Here is a 19,762-nt window from a genome sequence, read left to right as displayed (position 1 = left end):
TCCCTCCTTACGCCACCACCGATTTTCCTCTCGCCTGATAGACAATCGAGAGAATACGTGCCACCGCTTCAAAAAACTCCGGTGGAATCTCTTCCCCTACATCCACGAGCTGGTAGAGAGAACGGGCGAGAGGTTTGTTTTCTATTACATAGATATCGTTTTCCTTTGCAAGGGCTTTGATACGTTCAGCAATTGGTCCTTCCCCTTTCGCAATCACCACGGGGGCATTCATATAATGGGGGTCATACTTGAGAGCTACGGCAATGTGGGTTGGGTTGGTAATCACCACATCTGCCTTGGGAACCTCTCGGGCAAGATTCTGACTGAGAAAACGACGCTGCATCTCCCGAATTTTTGCCTTGATCTCCGGGTTACCCTCCATTTCTTTGAATTCCTCTTTAATCTCTTGTTTGGTCATCTTCAAAGACTGGATAAAGTTCCAGCGCTGAAAGGCATAATCAACAACGGCAAAGACCAAAAGTAGAATTCCCACCGTGCTCACAAATTGAAAGATAAAAACAGCAAGAAATTCCACCGACTCAAGCACCGTCATCCTCGCTAACGTAATCAACTGTCCAAATCGATTAAGCATAAAAAGAATAGCGACAGAAAACACCCCCACCAATTTTAGCAGAGACTTCGCCATATTAAAAAGCGTCTCCACCGACCAGAACATTCTTACAAAGTTCTTCCCAATATTACCCCATATCTTCGCGAGGTTAAATTGGATACGCTTTGTTGTAAAAACAAAACCACCCTGCAGAGCATTGCTTATGATAGCCGCCACAACAGCCACCAAAAAAATCGGTAAAAGAATCTGTGCTACAATCCAGAGCATATTGATATACAGCGCCGAAAAATTCCCCGATGAAAAAGAAAAATTCAAAATATTCTCAAGATAAAAACGAAAAAGAGAAAAGAAAAGCCTCCATAAATAAGCCGCTATAAGACTGACTGCCCAAAAAACAATCAAAAACACAATAATTGCCGTTAACTCTTGCGAACGGGGAATCTGTCCTTCTTCTCTTGCTTTCCGTTTCTTGTACTCTGTTGGCTCTTCGGTTCGTCCCTCATCCTCTGCCGCAAAAAGCTGGAGATCAATCTCGATAGAGACAAGCTCGGGATAAAGTGAGAGAAGCCACGATCTCGTACTCATGCCCCACCCCCCTGTTTGATCATACGCACGAGGCGGTAGACATCAGAGAGTGCCTGGTCAACAAGCGCTTCTCCAACATTCACCAGAACAGGAAGAAACAACCAGAGAACCACAAAACCCACGATAAGTTTGATATGAAATCCCATAATCATCACATTAAACTGGGGTGCCACACGCCCAATCATCGCAACAGCCACATCAAGCAAAAGAGACACCGCAATCACGGGAAAAGCAATCCTTAACCCCGTATCAAAAAGAACCATTATACCAGCTCCCAAACTCTTGACCAAGATATTCAGCGATGTTCCATCCAGTCTCCAAAAACTACGAAAACTCTCTGCCACTACCTGTACCAGGTAAATATGCCCATCCACACGCAAAAACAAAAGAAGAATCAGGATACCCAGGACATTACCCAGCGCTGGTGTCTGCTGTTCTGACATGGGATCGTAGACTTCATTGATCCCCATCCCCATTTGCATACTAAACATATGTGCCGCATTTTGAAATGCGGAAACACAAAAGTACACAAAACTCCCCAGACCAAACCCGATAACAAAGTTCACCACCATATCCGCTCCCAGCTCCATAAATCCCTGGGGTTGAGGAATATTATACCCCACCACCAGAGGCACCAGTACCAGACTCACAAAAAAGGCAAAAGAAAGTTTTACGCGCATGGGGAGCGCTTGTCCAGAAAAAAACGGTGCACTGGTAAACATCCCGACCATTCTCACAAAGACAACCAGGAAGATCTCAAAATAGCGATAAAACGCCTCGTAGAGCATTTACCCTCCTACAGGCGTGCCTGAGCGATATATTCAAAAATACGGTAAGTAAAATCCTTAAACTCCCTGAGAAACAATGGTCCCAAAAACACCATCAAAAGCAAAATAACAATCATCTTGGGAACAAAAGTAAGCGTCTGTTCCTGGATAGAGGTCGTAGCCTGAAAGACACTGATAATAAGACCAACCACCATCGAAATACCCAGAAGTGGCACGGAGAGAAAAAGAATCTGGTAGAGTGATTCACTGAGGAGCTTAAGGATAAGACCATCTGACATTCCTTACCTCCTACCGAAAACTCAGCACGAGTTTTTCAATCAAAAGGTCCCATCCATCCACCGCAAGAAAAAGCACAAGCTTGAGAGGAAAAGCTACCATCGTAGGAGGAAGCATCATCATACCCATAGACATGAGAACACTCGCCACCACAATATCAATAATCGTAAAGGGAATCAAAATCAGCATCCCCATATAAAACGAGATGGTAAGCTCATTGAGAATAAAGGCTGGAATCAACACAAAATCCGGAACATCATCACGCGTTCGAGGTCTTTCCGTTTTCGACATCTTTACGAAACGATAAATATACCTTTCCGACGTCTGTTTAAACATAAAATCCCGGATAGGCTTCATCGCCTTCGTATATCCTTCTGCGAGAGAGAGTTTGCCGTCAAGATAAGGACCTATACCCTCCTGATACGACTTCTGAAAAATAGGATACATCACAAAAAGACTCATAAAAAGCGCAAGACTCACAATAATCTGGTTGGGTGGGAGCCCCTGTTGAGACAGCCCCCTCCCCACAAAGGAAAGAACAATATACATGCGTATGTAACTCGTCAACGTAATGAGAAGGGTTGGAGCCAGAGAAATAATAGTGATAAGAAAAAGCACCTGAAGGGACAATGCTACCTGCCGGGGTGTCTTTGCTTCAGTGATATTCACATTCACCGATGGTATAGGAATATTTGGTGTCTGTGCAAATCCAGCAACTGACAAAAGAAGAACAAACCCCAGAACAAAGCCAGGTTTTCTCACTTCCTCCCTCCCCAAAGAGTAGTAGTAGAAACATACTTACTACTACAGATAAGTATATTATGAGATGATTATAAAAAAAAATCAAGTGTTTTACCCAAAAAAGAAAAATTTTTTGTAGAAAATACACAGAAAACCACTTATGTTCTATCACAATTTGAAAAAAATTCATCTTTCTCTTATATTCTAATTAAATTAAGAAAAATTCTTCTTTTGTTTTCTTTCTGCTTGACAAACCAGTTTTTGGCAGTGTATACTTAATTGTGTCTGGTAGGAAAAAGATAACCTCCTGTGATAATATAAATAAAACTATCACAGGAGGCCAGATATGATTGAGACGAAGAATATTTTAGAGCTATTCAAACCAATTGTCAAGGAAGTATTAGAGAGTATGTTAAAAGAGGAAAGAGAGATTTACCTGGAAAACAATCCTCCCACAAAAGGCAATGGCTTTTACGAAAGGGATTTAAAGACAGCTTTTGGCGAGCTTACAGCCATACGTGTTCCAAGAACAAGGGATAATGGATTTAAAAGTGCCCTTCTTCCCTATCGCAAACGCATCACAGAAGACTTAGATGCATTAATCAGGGCTATGTTGATATCAGGAATGTCAACAAGGAAGATAGCAGAAGTTTTAAAAGAGCTTTATGAAATAAAGATTTCTTATGATAACATCTCAAGGATAAGCCAGGTAGGCATAGAAGAGATTCAGAAGTGGCGTAGTCGCCCTCTCATGGAAGAATATGCCGTGGTATTTCTGGATGCTATGGTGTTTCCTATCAAGAGAGATAGGGTAGAAAATGAATCAATATATGTAGCTATAGGCATTACACCTGAGGGAAGACGGGAGATTTTAGGATACTACCTGCCAGGACGCCCCGTTGCGTCAAATAAAAAAGTACTCGAAATTCGAATCATTGCCTCATAAAAAAAAGTACTCAAAAATTCCATACAGTTTCCTCCAAATTTTTGTTTTTTACATTCTTTTTCTTTTGAAGGCTGAAAAGTTTTCTCTGGCAAGCTGTAATTTTTTGTCTTAGGTGAAACAAATCGAGAGCCTTATAAAGCCTTGTTAGGCGTTCCTTTTGTGCCTCACTTACATAAGAGCTTTCTAAAAGCCGCTGGTAGGGAGTTTTAATATCATCATGCTTCTTTTGCACCTTGCTTCCGATTCTCTTTTTCTCTGTCATTTTCATAACCGGTTGAAAAAAGTTGGCATAAAGCCTGAGATACGCATAGAGTCGGTTCAAGTAGTAGACTTCTTCCTCGGTATCGTAGCGGAAGTATCCAACATTCTGGCGGACTATGGAATAGTTTTTCTGCTCGACGTAGCAGTTATCATTGGAACGGGAGCTTCTTCCCTTGTAAATTTTATCTGGTTCTTCTCACACCAATCACGCAGAGGATGATTAATAAATTCAGCACCGTATCAGAATCAATTCCCCGTAACTCAAAAGGAAGTCTTCTTTGGACTTTTTCTATGGCTTCTCTTACCCATTTTGAAGCTTTGTTTTGATTGCCACAAGTTCTGTCCAACCGCTCCAAACATCCACCATATTTAATGTTTGAGCAAAGTCTCCCCGCTATTTCCTCCCTCATGGGCTACCAGATCAATCTCCATGAACCCAGGGCAATTTTCATCCCACTCTGCCCACGTGCGTATAGCTATTTGTTGCTTTAATAGCGTTCCAGGCTTTGTACCTTTTCGTCCTTTTATCTCAAGCTTTTTACGCTCATGTTTCAAAAGTCGGTCAATACTTGAAGCACTTATATGGCGCAAGTTTTCTATAGCCTGTGGAGAACCGTGGAGATGTCCGTTTGCTAAGAGATTATCTAAAACTTCATTTAAAATCGGCTTTAAACGTTTGCCACACATGTAGTTTTCAATTTCCCAGACCTTTTTTAGAAGTTTTAGTTCCTCTTCGCCGAATTTTTCTTTCTGCCAGGTCTTTTGCCCTTCTTGGCTATGTCGGCTTTAAGGTAATTTTTTTTGCCTACATAGATGGTTTTTCCGTGCTGCCTCAAGAGCCTGGCGGCATAGTTTCGGTTTTTTAGGCCCGTTATCCTCACAAAATAATCCAGTATCTCCTTTTTCTCCTTTTTGCTGGCTTTTTGATATTGTTTTGCCGTTTCCCTGTAAATAGGTCTTTTTTCAAACATCGCCAACCCAATTCCGGTTGGCGAGCTTGTCGAGCCACGGTTGGCGAGCTTGTCGAGCCATGAACTGGATTATTTTACACAAATTTAAAGTACTTTTTTATTTTGAAGCAACGTTCCCTTTTCGAGTACTTTTATTATGAAGCAATTCGGACGCTTGACTTTTTTTGGAAAGTGTGGTATAATATATATATGGGAAGACGGGAGATTTTAGGATACTACCTGCCAGGAGGCATGGAAAGTGCTTATAACTGGCGGGAAATTTTGCTAGATATAAGAGAAAGAGGTGTCAAACAGATTCATTTTATTGTCTCTGATGGCTTAAGTGGTATGAAAAACGTCATAACAGAGATATATCCCCACGCAAAGTATCAGCCCTGTGTAGTCCATGTCATGAGAAACATACTGGCTAAAGTGAGAGTTCAACACAGAAATATCATTGCCACTGAAATAAAAGAGGTATTTCATGCCAAAGACAAACAGGAGGCAGAACAATTGTTTATGAAATTTACACAAAAATGGAAAAATATCTATCCCAACTTAATGAATAACCTCTTGACAATAAGAGAGAATATATTCACTTACATGGAATTACCTGAAGGAATACGAAGCATGGTGTATACAAACAATGCCCTGGAAAGACTCTTTAAAGAACTTAAAAGGAGATTAAAAACAATGGAAATGTGTCAAAGCGAGGCTTCAGCTGAGAAATATCTTTACCTGTTATTAAGATACCAAAATGAGAAGTTCTTAAAAAGAAAGTTAAAAAATTGGGAGTATTACTTTCAACTCTATCGTGAGCAACACTCATACACCAAAGAAAATATTCACAGCGAGGTTATCCTATGACTAGACACAATTTTCTTGACACAATGAATTTTATGAATTTGAAGTTATATTTTTTGTTAAGTGTTTTATTAATAGTTAATAAAGTTTTTTCTCAAGGAGCAGTAATTTATGGTGAAAAACACTTTTATACATTGTTAACACCGAAAGGTTGGGTTTACGATAAAGACTTTTGTAGAGCAGTGGGTGTTCCATATATTATATTTCCTTCTTCAGAAGAAACTAATGAAGTGAAAAAAATATATATTTATTCTATGGGATTTGACAGAAAAGAAGGTAGTAAAGAAAATATAGATAGTTTTGTAAAATACGATACAAATGATTTTCTTAACAAATTTCCTGACCTTAAAATAGAGAAATTAAATATTAACTTTACAAATATTGTAAAAAACCAATATCTTAGTGGTAAATACTACATTTTTAAATTTACTTATCCTGATGGAAGATATGAGAATGTTTTATATATAGATGCAAAAGAAACAGTTGTTACGATAGTATATTCTGCATATTATGAGGAAAATTATAGAAAATACTTTAATGATTTTCTTTCTCTGGTAAATTCCTTTATTTTTCTTGGAAATGAAGTAAGAAAATCTAAATAAAAGGCTGGGAAAACCAGCCTTTTTCTATTTGTTTTTTAAATAACTATCAATATTTTCTGCTGCCTTTCTTCCCTCAGAAATTGCCCATACTATTAATGATTGTCCTCTTCTCATATCTCCTGCAGCGAAAACCTTCTCAATATTTGTTTTATAGTTTGAATCAGTTTTCACATTTCCTCTTTCATCAAGTTCAATTCCAAGTTCGTTTACTAAATCATGTTCTGGGTGTAAGAAACCAAGTGCAAGAATAACAAGATCAGCCTTCATTTCAAATTCTGAATTGGGTATTTCTTTCATTATAGGTCTTTTGGTCAGAGGATCTTTTTCAAATTCAACACGGGCACAGATTAGTTTTTCTACTTTTTCATTTCCTACAAATCTTTTTGTAAGAATACACCAATCTCTTTGGCAGTGTATACTTAATTGTGTCTGGTAGGAAAAAGATAACCTCCTGTGATAATATAAATAAAACTATCACAGGAGGTCAGATATGATTGAGACGAAGAATATTTTAGAGCTATTCAAACCAATTGTCAAGGAAGTATTAGAGAGTATGTTAAAAGAGGAAAGAGAGATTTACCTGGAAAACAATCCTCCCACAAAAGGCAATGGCTTTTACGAAAGGGATTTAAAGACAGCTTTTGGCGAGCTTACAGCCATACGTGTTCCAAGAACAAGGGATAATGGATTTAAAAGTGCCCTTCTTCCCTATCGCAAACGCATCACAGAAGACTTAGATGCATTAATCAGGGCTATGTTGATATCAGGAATGTCAACAAGGAAGATAGCAGAAGTTTTAAAAGAGCTTTATGAAATAAAGATTTCTTATGATAACATCTCAAGGATAAGCCAGGTAGGCATAGAAGAGATTCAGAAGTGGCGTAGTCGCCCTCTCATGGAAGAATATGCCGTGGTATTTCTGGATGCTATGGTGTTTCCTATCAAGAGAGATAGGGTAGAAAATGAATCAATATATGTAGCTATAGGCATTACACCTGAGGGAAGACGGGAGATTTTAGGATACTACCTGCCAGGAGGCATGGAAAGTGCTTATAACTGGCGGGAAATTTTGCTAGATATAAGAGAAAGAAGTGTCAAACAGATTCATTTTATTGTCTCTGATGGCTTAAGTGGTATGAAAAACGTCATAACAGAGATATATCCCCACGCAAAGTATCAGCCCTGTGTAGTCCATGTCATGAGAAACATACTGGCTAAAGTGAGAGTTCAACACAGAAATATCATTGCCACTGAAATAAAAGAGGTATTTCATGCCAAAGACAAACAGGAGGCAGAACAATTGTTTATGAAATTTATACAAAAATGGAAAAATATCTATCCCAACTTAATGAATAACCTCTTGACAATAAGAGAGAATATATTCACTTACATGGAATTACCTGAAGGAATACGAAGCATGGTGTATACAAACAATGCCCTGGAAAGACTCTTTAAAGAACTTAAAAGGAGATTAAAAACAATGGAAATGTGTCAAAGCGAGGCTTCAGCTGAGAAATATCTTTACCTGTTATTAAGATACCAAAATGAGAAGTTCTTAAAAAGAAAGTTAAAAAATTGGGAGTATTACTTTCAACTCTATCGTGAGCAACACTCATACACCAAAGAAAATATTCACAGCGAGGTTATCCTATGACTAGACACAATTTTCTTGACACAATGCTTGACAAACCACGTTTTTACCTTAAAATGTATAAAATATAAAAATACACAATAAAAACTTAGTAATGTGAAGTATAAAACACCTCAGAAGTTTTAGAAAAACATCCAAAAAGGAGGATATATGAAACGTTTTCTCATGCTAAGCCTTGCAGCCCTCGTTGCGTTAAGTGGTTGTGGGAAAAAAGCCCAAACCGATGTACTGAGGTACAACAATGGAACTGAGCCTCAGACCATTGATCCTGCTATTATGACCGGTCACCCGGAATTTACCATTGCTATTCAGATCTTTGAGGGTCTTACTAGTTACGATCCCAAAACCCTCGATCCTATCCCTGGTGTTGCCGAAAGCTGGTCTGTTTCCAGTGATGGACTGGTGTGGACATTCAAGCTCCGCCCAAATGTCACCTGGTCTGACGGGACACCCATCACAGCTCAAACCTTCAAAGAATCATGGCTGAGAGCCTTGGATCCAAATACCGCAGCAGAATATGCCTACCAGCTCTATGTGATCAAAAATGGGGAAGCTTACAATGCTGGAAAAGCCAAAGAGACCGATGTAGGTATCAAGGTTATTGATGACCTTACTCTTGAAGTTACACTCGAAAATCCAACCCCCTATTTCTTGCAGTTAACCGCATTCCCTACCTATATGCCTGTTCCCATGCATGTCGTGAAAAAGTATGGGGATAAGTGGATTCTCCCCGAGAATCTCGTGGTCAATGGACCATTTAAGATTAAAGAATGGCTTCCCAACCAGAAAATTGTATTCGTGAAGAACGAAACATATTGGGACAAGGACAAAGTAAAACTCAACCAAATAGAATTCTACGCTATTGAGGACAACAATACCGCCCTCGAGAAATACCTTAACGATGAACTCGATTGGCTCCCCACGGTACCTACAGACAGAGTTGATGAAATGCTTAAACATCCTGATACTCGTGTGGCACCTCAACTTGCTGTGTACTTCTACAGGTTTAACGTGACAGACCCTGTTCTCAAAGATCCCCGCGTACGTCGTGCTCTCTATCTCTCAATCGACAGAAAATACATCATCGACAATATCCTCAAGGCCGGGCAGCAGCCAGCTTACAACTTTGTTCCCTCTCTTGCTGGCTACACTCCTTTTATCGGAGAAAAGGAAAACGTCGAAAAAGCCAAAAAGCTTTTGGCTGAGGCAGGATATCCCAATGGTGAGGGATTTCCTAAACTGACGATTCTTTACAATACCTCCGAAGGCCACAAAAAGATCGCTGAGGCTATTCAGCAAATGTGGAAGAAGAATCTTGGCATCGATGTGGCTCTGGAAAATCAAGAATGGAAGGTTTACCTCGACAAACAAGCAAAACTTGACTATCAGATTTGCCGTGCAGGATGGATAGGTGACTATCCCGATCCGAACACCTTCCTCGATATGTTCGTTACCGATGGTGGAAACAACCAGACAGGCTACAGCAATCCCAGGTACGATGAGCTCATCAAACAGGCTGCACGCGAAACCAACCCCAAAAAACGCATGGCTATCCTTCGCCAGGTAGAAGAGATCCTTATGACCGATCTTCCAATCATGCCTATCTACTTCTATGTAAATATCTTGATGTGGAAACCTTATGTGAAGGGTGTCTATATGAACGCTCTCGATCTCCATCCTCTCAAAGAGGCCTATCTCGAGAAATAATCTTATACGCACAGCCCTGGTTTTATTGCAGGGCTGTGCGTGTTTTTATTTTTATATAAGGGAGTAACTATGCTACGATACACAATTAAACGATTTCTTGCAATGATACCAACACTTTTTGTGATCATTACTCTTACCTTTTTCATCATCAGACTTGTTCCGGGAGGCCCCTTTTCAAGAGAAAAACAACTTCCTGAGCAGATCCTCAAAAACCTGGAAGCAAAATACCATCTTGATGAACCACTCTGGAAACAGTACTTCCGTTATCTCGGAGACATTATTTTTCGCCTGGATTTTGGACCTTCCTTCAGGAGTCGTGTGTTTAGTGTGAATGATATTATCGCACGAAAATTTCCCGTTTCTTTTCAACTTGGAATTGAGTCCCTGTTTGTGGCACTGCTCTTGGGGCTAACTTTTGGGATTCTCTCTGCTCTCTACCGCAACAAATGGCCAGATTACCTTTTTACAGGCATAAGTGTTTTGGGTATTTCTCTTCCAATGTTTGTTATTGCCTCCCTCTTTATTTTAATTCTTGCACGATGGCTTAGACTCGTGCCCGTAGCAGGATGGGGAGAGTTTCGCTATCATCTTATCCCTGTTCTCTCACTTGCCTGGCCATACATGGCGTATATTACCCGCCTCACCAAGGTTGGTATAGTCGAAAATATGACAAAAGACTATGTAACAACCGCCAGAGCCAAGGGACTTCCTGAATCAACGATTCTGGTGAAACATGTGCTCAAGGGTTCTCTTATCCCTGTAGTATCATTTCTCGGCCCGGCATTTGCCGGTATTGTCACCGGCTCCATGGTGGTAGAAAGTATCTGTAACATCCCTGGTATTGGTATCGAATTTGTTCAATCAGCCTTTAACCGTGATTATACGGTTATTACCGGTATCACGGTGGTATATGCTACTTTGCTCGTGTTCATGAATTTTGTCGTGGATATGGTTTATGCCCTCCTTGATCCAAGAATTCGCTATAAGTAGGAGATAACTGTATGGAAAAGGAAAACCGTGAACTTCACCTCGAAGAGGTAAAAGGCGTTTCTCTCTGGAAAGATGCCTGGCGTCGCCTCGTTAAAAATAAAATGGCTGTTGCAGGAGGTATTATTGTGATCTTTTTTGTGCTAGTAGCCATCTTTGCTCCTGTGATAGCTCCTTATTCTTATGAGGAGATAAATTTTGAAAATCCTCAGATTAACCAGCCCCCATCCTGGGAACATCTCTTTGGAACAGATAGCCTCGGTCGAGATCTCTTCTCACGAATTATTTATGGAAGTCGGGTTTCAATATCCATCGGTTTTGTTACGGGAATCGTGGCACTTCTCATCGGAGTAACCTATGGAGCCATCGCAGGCTTTGTTGGAGGAAAATTAGACGAATGGATGATGCGTTTTGCCGATATCCTTTACAGCCTTCCGTATATGTTTTTTGTGATTCTTTTGATGGTAATCTTTGGAAGAAACTTTATCATGCTTTTTGTCGGAATTGCCTCTGTCTCGTGGATGACGATTGCCCGTATCACCCGGGGACAGATCATGTCGCTTAAGAATAATGAATTCGTTGAGGCTGCCAAATCCATCGGGGCTTCGCGAAGACGTATCATCTTCCGACATCTTATTCCCAATGCCTTAGGACCTATTATTGTGTATCTTACCCTGACTATTCCCAGCATCATGCTTGAGGAGGCTTTTCTCTCTTTCCTGGGATTGGGTGTCCAGGCTCCCATGACCTCGTGGGGTCTTCTCGCTGCCGAAGGCAAGGGGGTTATTACCACCTGTCCCTGGCAAATTATTTTTCCTGGTCTTGCCTTGACCTTGATGCTTTTTTCCCTCAATTTCCTCGGCGAGGGCTTACGTGATGCCCTCGATCCTTCTCAGAAAAACAAAATGTAGGATAAAGATATGAGTGGTACCAATCTCTTGGAAGTACGTAACCTCAAAACAATATTCCAGACAGAAGATGGCCCTATCAATGCGGTGAATGGAATATCCTATGCCCTGAAATACCATGAATCCGTTGGCGTTGTAGGAGAGTCTGGTTCGGGTAAATCGGTGTCTCACCTGAGTATGTTAAGACTCATCCCCAATCCACCCGGAAAAATTGTTGGGGGAGAGGTGTTTTTTGAAAATACAGATCTTTTGAAACTCTCTAAAGAAGAGATCCGATCCATTCGGGGAAGGGATGTTTCTTTTATCTTTCAGGATCCTATGACATCTTTGAATCCTTTTCTGAAAATAGAAACCCAGATGATAGAAGGCCTCATGCTTCATAGAAAACTTTCCCGCAAGGAGGCTTACGAACGAGCGGTAGAACTTTTCAAACGGGTGGGTATTTCAGAACCTCAGAAGCGTCTCGCTGGTTATCCTCACCAAATGTCGGGGGGTATGCGTCAGCGTGTTATGATAGCCATGGCCCTCATGACTAAACCAAAACTCCTCATCGCCGATGAACCAACCACGGCTCTTGATGTAACTATCCAGGCTCAGATTCTCGAACTTATCAATACCCTTCGCAAAGAAGAAGGCATGAGTCTCATTCTCATCACCCATAACCTCGGCGTCGTCGCAGGAATGACCGACAGGATTATTGTGATGTATGCCGGTTATATCGTGGAAGAAAATACAACAAGTGAGCTTTTTCATCGTCCCAGACATCCCTATACGGTAGGGCTTATCCGTTCTATTCCAAAAATCCACGAGAAACGTGAAGGAAGGTTTTACTCGATTCCTGGTAGCCCTCCCAGTCTTCTCAAGCTGCCAGATGTCTGCCCATTTTATCCACGTTGTGAACGAAGACAGGACATCTGTAAACAAAAAATGCCACCGCTTGTCTCTGAAGGCAGTGGGCGGTATGCGTGTTATTTCCCATATTAGGAGAAAAGAATGCAAGTATTGTTTCGTGTTAAAGATCTCAAAAAACACTTTGTTTTACGAAATTCTCTCTGGGAAAAACCTCATGTTCTTAGAGCAGTAGACGGCGTCTCTTTTGATCTCTATGAAGGAGAAACCCTCGCGGTCGTTGGAGAGTCTGGCTGTGGAAAATCTACCCTTGCTCGAACAATGATCCGTCTCCATGAACCAACCGCTGGAGAGCTCTGGTTTCAGGATAAAAACCTCATGGATCTTGATTATCGAAGTCTTCGCCTTGAGAGAAGATTTTTTCAAATGATTTTTCAGGATCCGTATGCCTCACTGAACCCCAGGCTTACGATTGGAGCAATTATATCAGAGCCCCTTGAAATTTTTAGAAACTATGGGGTCCTTACCATCTCGAAACAGGAAATCCGCGACCGGGTTGCCGAACTTCTCACCAAAGTAGGGCTTTCTCCAACCTTTATTAACCGCTATCCCCATGAGTTTTCAGGTGGACAGAGACAGAGAATCGGTATAGCCCGTGCACTGGCTCTTCAGCCGAAACTCATTCTCTGTGATGAACCGGTTTCCGCTCTAGATGTTTCCATCCAGTCCCAGATTCTCAATCTCCTCGAAGAGCTTCAAAATGAAATGAAACTGACTTATCTTTTTATCTCTCATGACCTGGCGGTGGTAAAACATATCTCTTCGCGAGTTGCTGTGATGTACCTGGGGAAAATCGTGGAACTCACCTCAAGCCAGGAACTCTACAGTCAACCATACCATCCGTATACGAAGGCTCTTCTCTCGGATGTCCCCATACCTGATCCTGCCCTTGAAAAACAAAGGAAGCGTATTCTCTTGAAAGGGGATGTTCCCTCACCTATTGGGGAAACGAAGGGTTGTCCTTTTAAAGATCGATGTTACATGAAAAAACCCACATGTGAAGAGGTTGTTCCACCTCTTGAGGAAAAAACACCTGGCCATTTTGCGGCATGCCATTATTGGGAGAGTTGTCGGGATATGTAACTGCCGGATGAAAGCTTTTTCCTCTTGATGATATAAAGAGATCTTAGTTGGTCGCAACTGAAAACTTTTCCTTTCCTCTTACTTTGTTGCAGTGAGATGCAGAAGGTGCCAGCTCTTTCCTTGTTGCAGTGTGTCTCTTATGCGGGCTATTACCTTGTTGCAGTGTAAGAAGGGACGCTTGTTGCTATTACCTTATCGCAGTACAAAAAACTCCAGCTATTACCATATTGCAGTTAATGCGTGAAACCCGAAAGTTATTCCCTTGTTGCAGTGGAAAACAGCAATGCTCTTACCTTTTCACAGTCAAAACGAGAAAATTTATTCCCTTATCGCAGTTGGTCTTTCCCCGGTAGCTCTTTCTTTATTGCAGTTGAGAAGCAGGAAATTTTTTAGCTATTACCCTGTTGCAGTCGGAAGAGGGTATTGTTTAAGCTATTATCGTGTTGCAGTGGAAATATGGAAATTAAGTAGGCTCTTCCTTTGTTGCAGGGAAAAACTCTTGCTGTTACCTTGTTACAGTGGGGAAATTTCCAGCTATTACTTTTTCACAGTTATAAACCATCTGATGCCACTGCAAAAGGGTAAGAGCTTACGTCAAAACCCCGGGTTAAACGTTTAACCTATACCTCACCTCTCACACGTTCACGTGCTTTGAAATGTGCTCTTACCTTGTTGCAGAAAAAAAGCTTGCTCTTCCCTTTTTGCGGTTTTAATCAAGAAACAATGCTATTCCCCTATCACAGTTTTATACTCTCTGCTTACACTGCAACAAGGGAAGAGCATCCTCACCCCTTACAGATTACCCATGTAACCACTTTTTTGCACTATTCTTTTCCTATCATTATAATTTTTCCATATAATTGTTCTATGGAGGAGGCCCCTATGAAAAAAACATGGTTCCCCATCATAGTCGCATGTATAGTGATAGGAACAGGGAGTTGTAGTACCCCCATCAAAACAACATCTGACAGAAAGCCCATAGGAGTTCCTACCCTTCAGGTGTCAGCAGACGATAAAGCTCGATACCTCCATGTTCCCAGTCCCGACTGGAGAGACCAGATCATCTATTTTATCATGATTGATCGTTTTTATGACGGAAACCCTGACAACAACAATATGGGAGCAGGTGAATACGACCCCAAAGAAAACGCTAAATTCTCCGGTGGAGACATCGCCGGTATCGCTAGCAAGTTAGACTATATCCAGGGTCTGGGAGCAACAGCTATCTGGATCACTCCTCCTGTAGCCAACCAGTGGTGGGATCCTCTTGTCCACTATGGCGGTTACCATGGCTACTGGGCACGAGATTTTATGGCCGTTGATGAACATTTTGGAACTCTGGAAGACTATCAGGCGCTCTCTGTCATGCTTCATAAACGGGGAATGTATCTCATTCAAGACATCGTGTGTAACCACGTCGGAAACTATTTCACCTACACCAACACCTACAACCCCTCGAATGTCACAGAAAACCTCGTTCTCAATACCCGCTCTCTCCCGACAAGTAAACCAACCCGATACCCCTTTGATCAGATCGATCCAACTGATCCCAACCAGAGAGAGTTAGGCATCTACCACTGGACACCCTCTATAAACAACTACAAAGACCCCCATCAAAAACTTCACTATCAACTTTCCGATCTGGATGATCTCAACACTACCAATGAGGTCGTAATCAAGTACCTCAAAGATGCCTACAATTTCTGGATTACAAATGTAGGTGTCGATGGATTTCGTATTGACACGATTATTTATGTTGATCACAACTTCTGGCATCGATTTATACACGATAAGGAAGAAAACTCTCCTGGTGTAGCCATCATGGCCTCTCGCATCGGCAAGTCAAACTTCATCACCTTTGGTGAGGCCTGGCTAAATGCAGCCCCCTACCAGGACGAATGTGAAAGAGAAGCTCGTAGCTATCTTGGTACATCTCAAAAACCAGAACTTACAAGCGTGCTTAATTTTTCCCTCCAGCAAGAGATTAAGCGTGTTTTTACCGAGGGGGGAGAAACTTCTCTCATGACCTATCGATTCGCTGCCCTCAAGAAGCATTTTGGCGATATCCATTATCTCTTCAACTTTTTTGACAATCATGACATGAACCGTTTTCTCCAGGGTGGTACCATTCCTGCACTTAAACAGGCTATCGTGTTCCTTTTCACCATTCCTGGTATTCCTGTGATTTACTATGGAACAGAACAAAAACTCACAGAAACCCGGACAGCCCTCTTTGCTGGCGGATATGGCTCGGGCAACAAAGATCGTTTTGATACCGAATCAGAGATGTATCGTTTCCTTCGAGATATGGCCACCCTGAGAAAAACCAACCAGGTCTTCCGCAGGGGAGAAATCATCCCGATAAAAGATGAACCTACAGGCCCTGGCATCTTTGCCTACCTCATGGACGATGGTAAAGATCAAGCAATTGTCATCTTTAACACCTCTGAAGAAGAGATTCTCGTGGACAATCTCGACCTCAAGAGACAAAACCCGGCTTTCCTTGAGGTGCTTCACAGCACCCGAAAGGTACAAAAACCCCTTCTTACCGATGCCACCGGGAAGATATCTTTTCTATTAAAAGGAAGATCTACCATTGTAGCCATGGTAAGAAGCACCAACAGCTTCTCCTCTCTTCCTGCACAGATCTCGTTTGATATACCAAAAACCAAAGTACTCACAACCAATATTCTTCTCAGAGGCAAGGCTCAGGGAGTATCTAACCTGATGCTGGTAATTGATGGGCACATTGGTTCAGCGCTTTCTGCAGCAGTAAACGAAAAAGGAGAATGGTCTGTACTCCTTCCTGTAGAAGCTTTAGACAATGGAAAACATCGCTGTACAATGTATGGTAGTATTTCCGGAACAGATTTTATTGTCAGTCCAACCTATGCCTTTGAGGTAAAGATCGAGTATACAAAGATCCTGTCTCTCACCGATCCAGTAGGAGATGATAAGGGACCCTCTGGTAACTACCTCTACCCAACTGATGTATCCTTTGACCATCAGATGGATATTGAACGCGTGGATGTCTTTAGGGCAAGAAACAACCTCATGATCACCCTGACCATGGCCAGGCCCATCAGTACTGTCTGGAACCCCAAAAATGGATTTGACCATGTCACTTTCTATATATATTTCTTTGTAAGGAATCGAGAAGGCGGAGCAACTGTTCTTCCTAGGCAACAAGCCAAAACTCCGCAAGGGTTTAGCTGGCACTATATGAGTATGGTTGGTGGCTGGAACAACAACCTTTTCTCCTCTCGTGGAGCAAGCGAAGAAAACTATGGCACTCCTCTAAGTGCTTCTCCCAAGATTCTCGTAGATCCAGACAAACGACAGATCTCCCTTCGCTATACAGCAAACTCTTTTGAAAATCCCCAGGATCTCTCAGGGATGAAGATTTATATCACTACGTGGGATTACGATGGCTTGGAAAGTGCGAACCGTCCTATCGAAAGAGAACCCAAAGCCTACCGTTTTGGTGGCGATCCAAACGGACCGATGATCATGGATGATGTTGGGCCTTTCGTATTACCCTAAAAAATAAAGAAACAAAAAAGTGGTGTTGTGGCAGAAGAAACCCAACACCACTTTCTTTATTTTAAAATATTTCTAAAAAATATCAATAATCCTATAAAATTATGATATAAAAAAGCATTTCTATCCAGGATTCTTAATTCACAGAAAAAATTCAAAAAACCCTTGATTTTTTCTGAAAAATCTTTAAAATATACATAAAATAACTTTATGTGAAAGGAAATTTTCCATGGCAGAATTACGATGGAATCCTCTCCTCAAAACATGGGTAATGGTGGCAAGTCATCGCCAGAATCGCCCAAACCTTCCCAAGGACAAATGTCCATTTTGTCCTGGATCGGGCAAGGTTCCCGATCAATTTGACGTTATTTCCATCAACAATGACTTCCCCGTGATGATGCCACAGCCTCCTGAACCCGATCCTGTAGCCACAGAATTTTACCAGACCATGCCATCGTATGGAAAATGTGAAGTGATACTCTACTGCTCCCAGCATTCTATCACCCTTCAGGAACTCTCTGTTGAGCATATTCAAAAGCTCGTAAAACTCTGGAAAAACCGTTTCCTCGAGATACGTAAGGATACTCACGTTAAGTATGTCTTCCCCTTTGAAAACAAAGGTGAAGAAGTAGGGGCTACCATCGCCCATCCCCATGGTCAAATCTATGGCTATCCATTTATCCCTCTCAAGCTTGAAACAGAATACGCCGCCAGCCAGCAGTACTATGAAAAACACGGCCAATGTCTCATCTGTAAGATCACCGAAGAAGAAAAGCAGAACTCCCTGCGCATTATTCATGAAAACAACAGCATGATAGCTTATATTCCCTTTTTTACGGACTATCCATGGGGGGTATTTGTCGTCAGCAAGCGTCATTTTAGTCATATCGATCAGATGACTGAAGAAGAGGAAAGGGATCTTGCGGAAACGCTCAAGGTGGTGGTTGGAGCCTTTGATTCTTTGTTTGATAGACCATTTCCCTACATGATGGTGATGCATCAAGGACCGGTGAATCATGAGCTGGAAGCGCCAAGTCATACCTTTTTCCACTGGCATCTAGAGTTTTATCCCCCCTTGAGGGATAGAAACAAGATTAAATTTTATGCCTCTTCTGAAATGGGAGCCTGGGCGGCCGCAAATGTGATGGCGGTTGAACAATTCGCCCGTCAGCTCTTTGAGGCAAGACTCAAATTCCTGGCAACCTGGGATGAAGAAAAAGCCCTCGAAGAAGTTACAACCATCTTTCATCAGCGCTACGGAAAAGAGAATGCACCCATCCACATCTATAAAAGTCCTGCCCGTGTTAATCTCATCGGGGAACATATTGACTACAACGGAGGCAAAGTTCTTCCGGCTGCTATTAATCGCTTTATCTATGCCCTTGTACGTCTAAGAGATGATAAAAAGATCAGAATGTCCAGTTTACAATTCCCGGGAATACTCGAAACGACTCTTGATACCATCGCCCATCAAACAGAAATCCCATGGGCAAATTATCCCCTTGGGGTTCTCTCTGAATGGAAAAAAGCAGGGTATCCTCTTGACAAAGGAATGGATGTCTTATTTATGAGTACGATACCACCAGGATCGGGTGTTTCTTCCTCCGCTGCATTTGAAGTAGTTTTTGGGTATGCCCTTTCCGATCTTTTCGAGGTCTCCCTCTCTCGTGTCGATCTTGCTCTCCTCTGTCAGAGGGCCGAAAACAACTTTGTTGGCGTCTCTTGCGGAATTATGGATCAGTTTGCGGTCGCTATGGGAGAAAAAGACAAGGCTCTTCTTCTCGATTGTCAAACACTGCAGTACGAAAAGATCCCCGTTCATCTGGGGGAGTACTCTCTCGTGCTTACCAACTCAAACAAAAAACGGGAACTTATCGATTCTGCCTACAATACCCGTCTCAAAGAATGTCGAGAAGCGCTTTCACTGTTACAACAGCGTTTCCCCATCAAGGAGTTGTGTGAACTCTCAGAAAGTGACCTGCATTCAGCAGAGGATCTCTTTCAGGGAAAAGAAACCCTTTTCAAACGTGCCCTCCACGCGATTACCGAAAACCAGCGCACTTTAGATGCTGCAAAATTCCTCTCGTCGGGAGATCTTCATGGCTTTGCTCAGTGTCTCAATGCCTCTCATGACTCTCTTCAACATAACTATGAGGTTACCGGTGAACATCTCGACACCCTGGTGTCGCTTGCTCGGAGTGTAGAGGGATGTCTTGCGAGCCGTATGACAGGGGCAGGGTTTGGCGGCTGTACGATTAGCCTTGTCAAAACCTCTGCCATTGATAGGTTTAAAACCATTGTCGGTTCAGGATACAAAGAAAAGTTCGGCATTGTTGCTGATTTTCTTGTCCTTAGCCTTGAAGATGGAGTAAAGAAAAAGATATAAAATCTAA

The 19,762-nt window shown here is 41.8% G+C and carries 14 protein-coding genes and 3 pseudogenes; 11 read left to right on the top strand and 6 right to left on the bottom strand.

Annotation, left to right across the window (positions count from 1 at the left end):
* Positions 1 to 7 precede the first annotated feature (7 nt).
* From flhB to fliP, 4 genes are read right to left on the bottom strand one after another with little or no spacing between them, the layout of a single operon-like run.
* Positions 8 to 1,156, bottom strand: a complete 1,149-nt coding sequence (gene flhB / locus KDW03_RS06175) for a flagellar biosynthesis protein FlhB (RefSeq protein ID WP_271434220.1) — start codon at positions 1,154 to 1,156, stop codon at positions 8 to 10.
* On the bottom strand, positions 1,153 to 1,944 hold the full coding sequence (gene fliR, locus KDW03_RS06170; RefSeq protein WP_271434219.1) for a flagellar biosynthetic protein FliR: 792 nt from the start codon (positions 1,942 to 1,944) through the stop codon (positions 1,153 to 1,155). The genes flhB and fliR overlap by 4 nt, the downstream gene beginning before the upstream one ends.
* A gap of 8 nt (positions 1,945 to 1,952) precedes the next feature.
* Positions 1,953 to 2,222 (bottom strand): flagellar biosynthesis protein FliQ, encoded by a 270-nt coding sequence (gene fliQ, locus KDW03_RS06165; RefSeq protein WP_271434218.1) that lies wholly within the window; start codon positions 2,220 to 2,222, stop codon positions 1,953 to 1,955.
* A gap of 10 nt (positions 2,223 to 2,232) precedes the next feature.
* Positions 2,233 to 2,982 carry a flagellar type III secretion system pore protein FliP gene (fliP, locus tag KDW03_RS06160; protein WP_271434217.1) on the bottom strand — a complete coding sequence of 250 codons (750 nt, stop codon included), beginning with the start codon at positions 2,980 to 2,982 and terminating at the stop codon, positions 2,233 to 2,235.
* A 373-nt stretch (positions 2,983 to 3,355) separates the two neighbouring features.
* Between fliP and KDW03_RS06155 the strand changes: the two are divergent.
* A pseudogene (locus KDW03_RS06155) lies at positions 3,356 to 3,853 on the top strand (IS256 family transposase); the annotation flags it as partial.
* Positions 3,854 to 3,917: 64 nt separating this feature from the next.
* On the opposite strand, the pseudogene KDW03_RS06150 reads toward KDW03_RS06155, so the two are convergent.
* Positions 3,918 to 5,139, bottom strand: a pseudogene (locus tag KDW03_RS06150) (integrase catalytic domain-containing protein).
* Between the two features lie 192 nt (positions 5,140 to 5,331).
* On the opposite strand from KDW03_RS06150, the pseudogene KDW03_RS06145 reads away from it, so the two are divergent.
* A pseudogene (locus tag KDW03_RS06145) lies at positions 5,332 to 5,985 on the top strand (IS256 family transposase); the annotation flags it as partial.
* Positions 5,982 to 6,584, top strand: coding sequence for a hypothetical protein (locus tag KDW03_RS06140; protein ID WP_271434214.1), 603 nt, complete (start codon positions 5,982 to 5,984; stop codon positions 6,582 to 6,584). The pseudogene KDW03_RS06145 and the gene KDW03_RS06140, both read left to right, overlap by 4 nt.
* 24 nt (positions 6,585 to 6,608) lie before the next feature.
* Here the strand turns inward: KDW03_RS06140 and KDW03_RS06135 are convergent, their stop codons facing one another.
* A complete protein-coding gene (locus KDW03_RS06135; protein WP_271434213.1) occupies positions 6,609 to 6,881 on the bottom strand; it encodes an FAD-dependent oxidoreductase in 273 nt (90 codons plus the stop codon).
* 193 nt (positions 6,882 to 7,074) lie between these two features.
* Here KDW03_RS06135 and KDW03_RS06130 point away from each other — a divergent pair, with 193 nt between their 5' ends.
* The 8 genes from KDW03_RS06130 (at position 7,075) to KDW03_RS06095 (ending at position 19,755) form a co-directional block, all read left to right on the top strand.
* A complete protein-coding gene (locus tag KDW03_RS06130) occupies positions 7,075 to 8,238 on the top strand; it encodes an IS256 family transposase (protein WP_271434212.1) in 1,164 nt (387 codons plus the stop codon).
* 147 nt (positions 8,239 to 8,385) lie between these two features.
* Positions 8,386 to 9,942: a peptide ABC transporter substrate-binding protein gene (locus tag KDW03_RS06125; protein WP_271434211.1), complete on the top strand. Its 1,557-nt coding sequence runs from the start codon at positions 8,386 to 8,388 to the stop codon at positions 9,940 to 9,942.
* A 69-nt stretch (positions 9,943 to 10,011) separates the two neighbouring features.
* On the top strand, positions 10,012 to 10,932 hold the full coding sequence (locus KDW03_RS06120) for an ABC transporter permease (protein ID WP_271434210.1): 921 nt from the start codon (positions 10,012 to 10,014) through the stop codon (positions 10,930 to 10,932).
* A gap of 11 nt (positions 10,933 to 10,943) precedes the next feature.
* A complete protein-coding gene (locus tag KDW03_RS06115) occupies positions 10,944 to 11,840 on the top strand; it encodes an ABC transporter permease (protein WP_271434209.1) in 897 nt (298 codons plus the stop codon).
* Positions 11,841 to 11,849: 9 nt separating this feature from the next.
* Positions 11,850 to 12,821 (top strand): ABC transporter ATP-binding protein, encoded by a 972-nt coding sequence (locus KDW03_RS06110; protein WP_271434208.1) that lies wholly within the window; start codon positions 11,850 to 11,852, stop codon positions 12,819 to 12,821.
* A 9-nt stretch (positions 12,822 to 12,830) separates the two neighbouring features.
* Positions 12,831 to 13,829, top strand: coding sequence for an ABC transporter ATP-binding protein (locus tag KDW03_RS06105; RefSeq protein WP_271434207.1), 999 nt, complete (start codon positions 12,831 to 12,833; stop codon positions 13,827 to 13,829).
* An 882-nt stretch (positions 13,830 to 14,711) separates the two neighbouring features.
* The gene (locus KDW03_RS06100) at positions 14,712 to 17,372 is read left to right on the top strand and encodes an alpha-amylase family glycosyl hydrolase (protein WP_271434206.1); all 2,661 of its coding nucleotides are present in this window, start codon (positions 14,712 to 14,714) and stop codon (positions 17,370 to 17,372) included.
* Between the two features lie 226 nt (positions 17,373 to 17,598).
* Positions 17,599 to 19,755 (top strand): galactokinase, encoded by a 2,157-nt coding sequence (locus KDW03_RS06095; RefSeq protein ID WP_271434205.1) that lies wholly within the window; start codon positions 17,599 to 17,601, stop codon positions 19,753 to 19,755.
* Positions 19,756 to 19,762 lie beyond the last annotated feature (7 nt).

Origin of the sequence: Thermospira aquatica (assembly GCF_023525255.1) — a bacterium.
GTDB classification, from domain to species: domain Bacteria; phylum Spirochaetota; class Brevinematia; order Brevinematales; family Thermospiraceae; genus Thermospira; species Thermospira aquatica.
Note: the sequence above shows the minus strand (reverse complement) of the source record. Positions and strands in the feature narration are given on the sequence as shown.

Excerpts from the sequence above, each read along its gene's own strand:
- KDW03_RS06125 (WP_271434211.1), top strand. The coding sequence starts at position 8,386 with ATGAAACGTTTTCTCATGCTAAGCCTTGCAGCCCTCGTTGCGTTAAGT.
- KDW03_RS06110 (WP_271434208.1), top strand. The coding sequence starts at position 11,850 with ATGAGTGGTACCAATCTCTTGGAAGTACGTAACCTCAAAACAATATTC.
- fliR (WP_271434219.1), bottom strand. The coding sequence starts at position 1,944 with ATGCTCTACGAGGCGTTTTATCGCTATTTTGAGATCTTCCTGGTTGTC.
- fliQ (WP_271434218.1), bottom strand. The coding sequence starts at position 2,222 with ATGTCAGATGGTCTTATCCTTAAGCTCCTCAGTGAATCACTCTACCAG.
- KDW03_RS06100 (WP_271434206.1), top strand. The coding sequence starts at position 14,712 with ATGAAAAAAACATGGTTCCCCATCATAGTCGCATGTATAGTGATAGGA.
- KDW03_RS06140 (WP_271434214.1), top strand. The coding sequence starts at position 5,982 with ATGACTAGACACAATTTTCTTGACACAATGAATTTTATGAATTTGAAG.
- KDW03_RS06105 (WP_271434207.1), top strand. The coding sequence starts at position 12,831 with ATGCAAGTATTGTTTCGTGTTAAAGATCTCAAAAAACACTTTGTTTTA.
- KDW03_RS06120 (WP_271434210.1), top strand. The coding sequence starts at position 10,012 with ATGCTACGATACACAATTAAACGATTTCTTGCAATGATACCAACACTT.
- KDW03_RS06115 (WP_271434209.1), top strand. The coding sequence starts at position 10,944 with ATGGAAAAGGAAAACCGTGAACTTCACCTCGAAGAGGTAAAAGGCGTT.
- KDW03_RS06130 (WP_271434212.1), top strand. The coding sequence starts at position 7,075 with ATGATTGAGACGAAGAATATTTTAGAGCTATTCAAACCAATTGTCAAG.
- flhB (WP_271434220.1), bottom strand. The coding sequence starts at position 1,156 with ATGAGTACGAGATCGTGGCTTCTCTCACTTTATCCCGAGCTTGTCTCT.
- KDW03_RS06095 (WP_271434205.1), top strand. The coding sequence starts at position 17,599 with ATGGCAGAATTACGATGGAATCCTCTCCTCAAAACATGGGTAATGGTG.
- KDW03_RS06135 (WP_271434213.1), bottom strand. The coding sequence starts at position 6,881 with ATGAAAGAAATACCCAATTCAGAATTTGAAATGAAGGCTGATCTTGTT.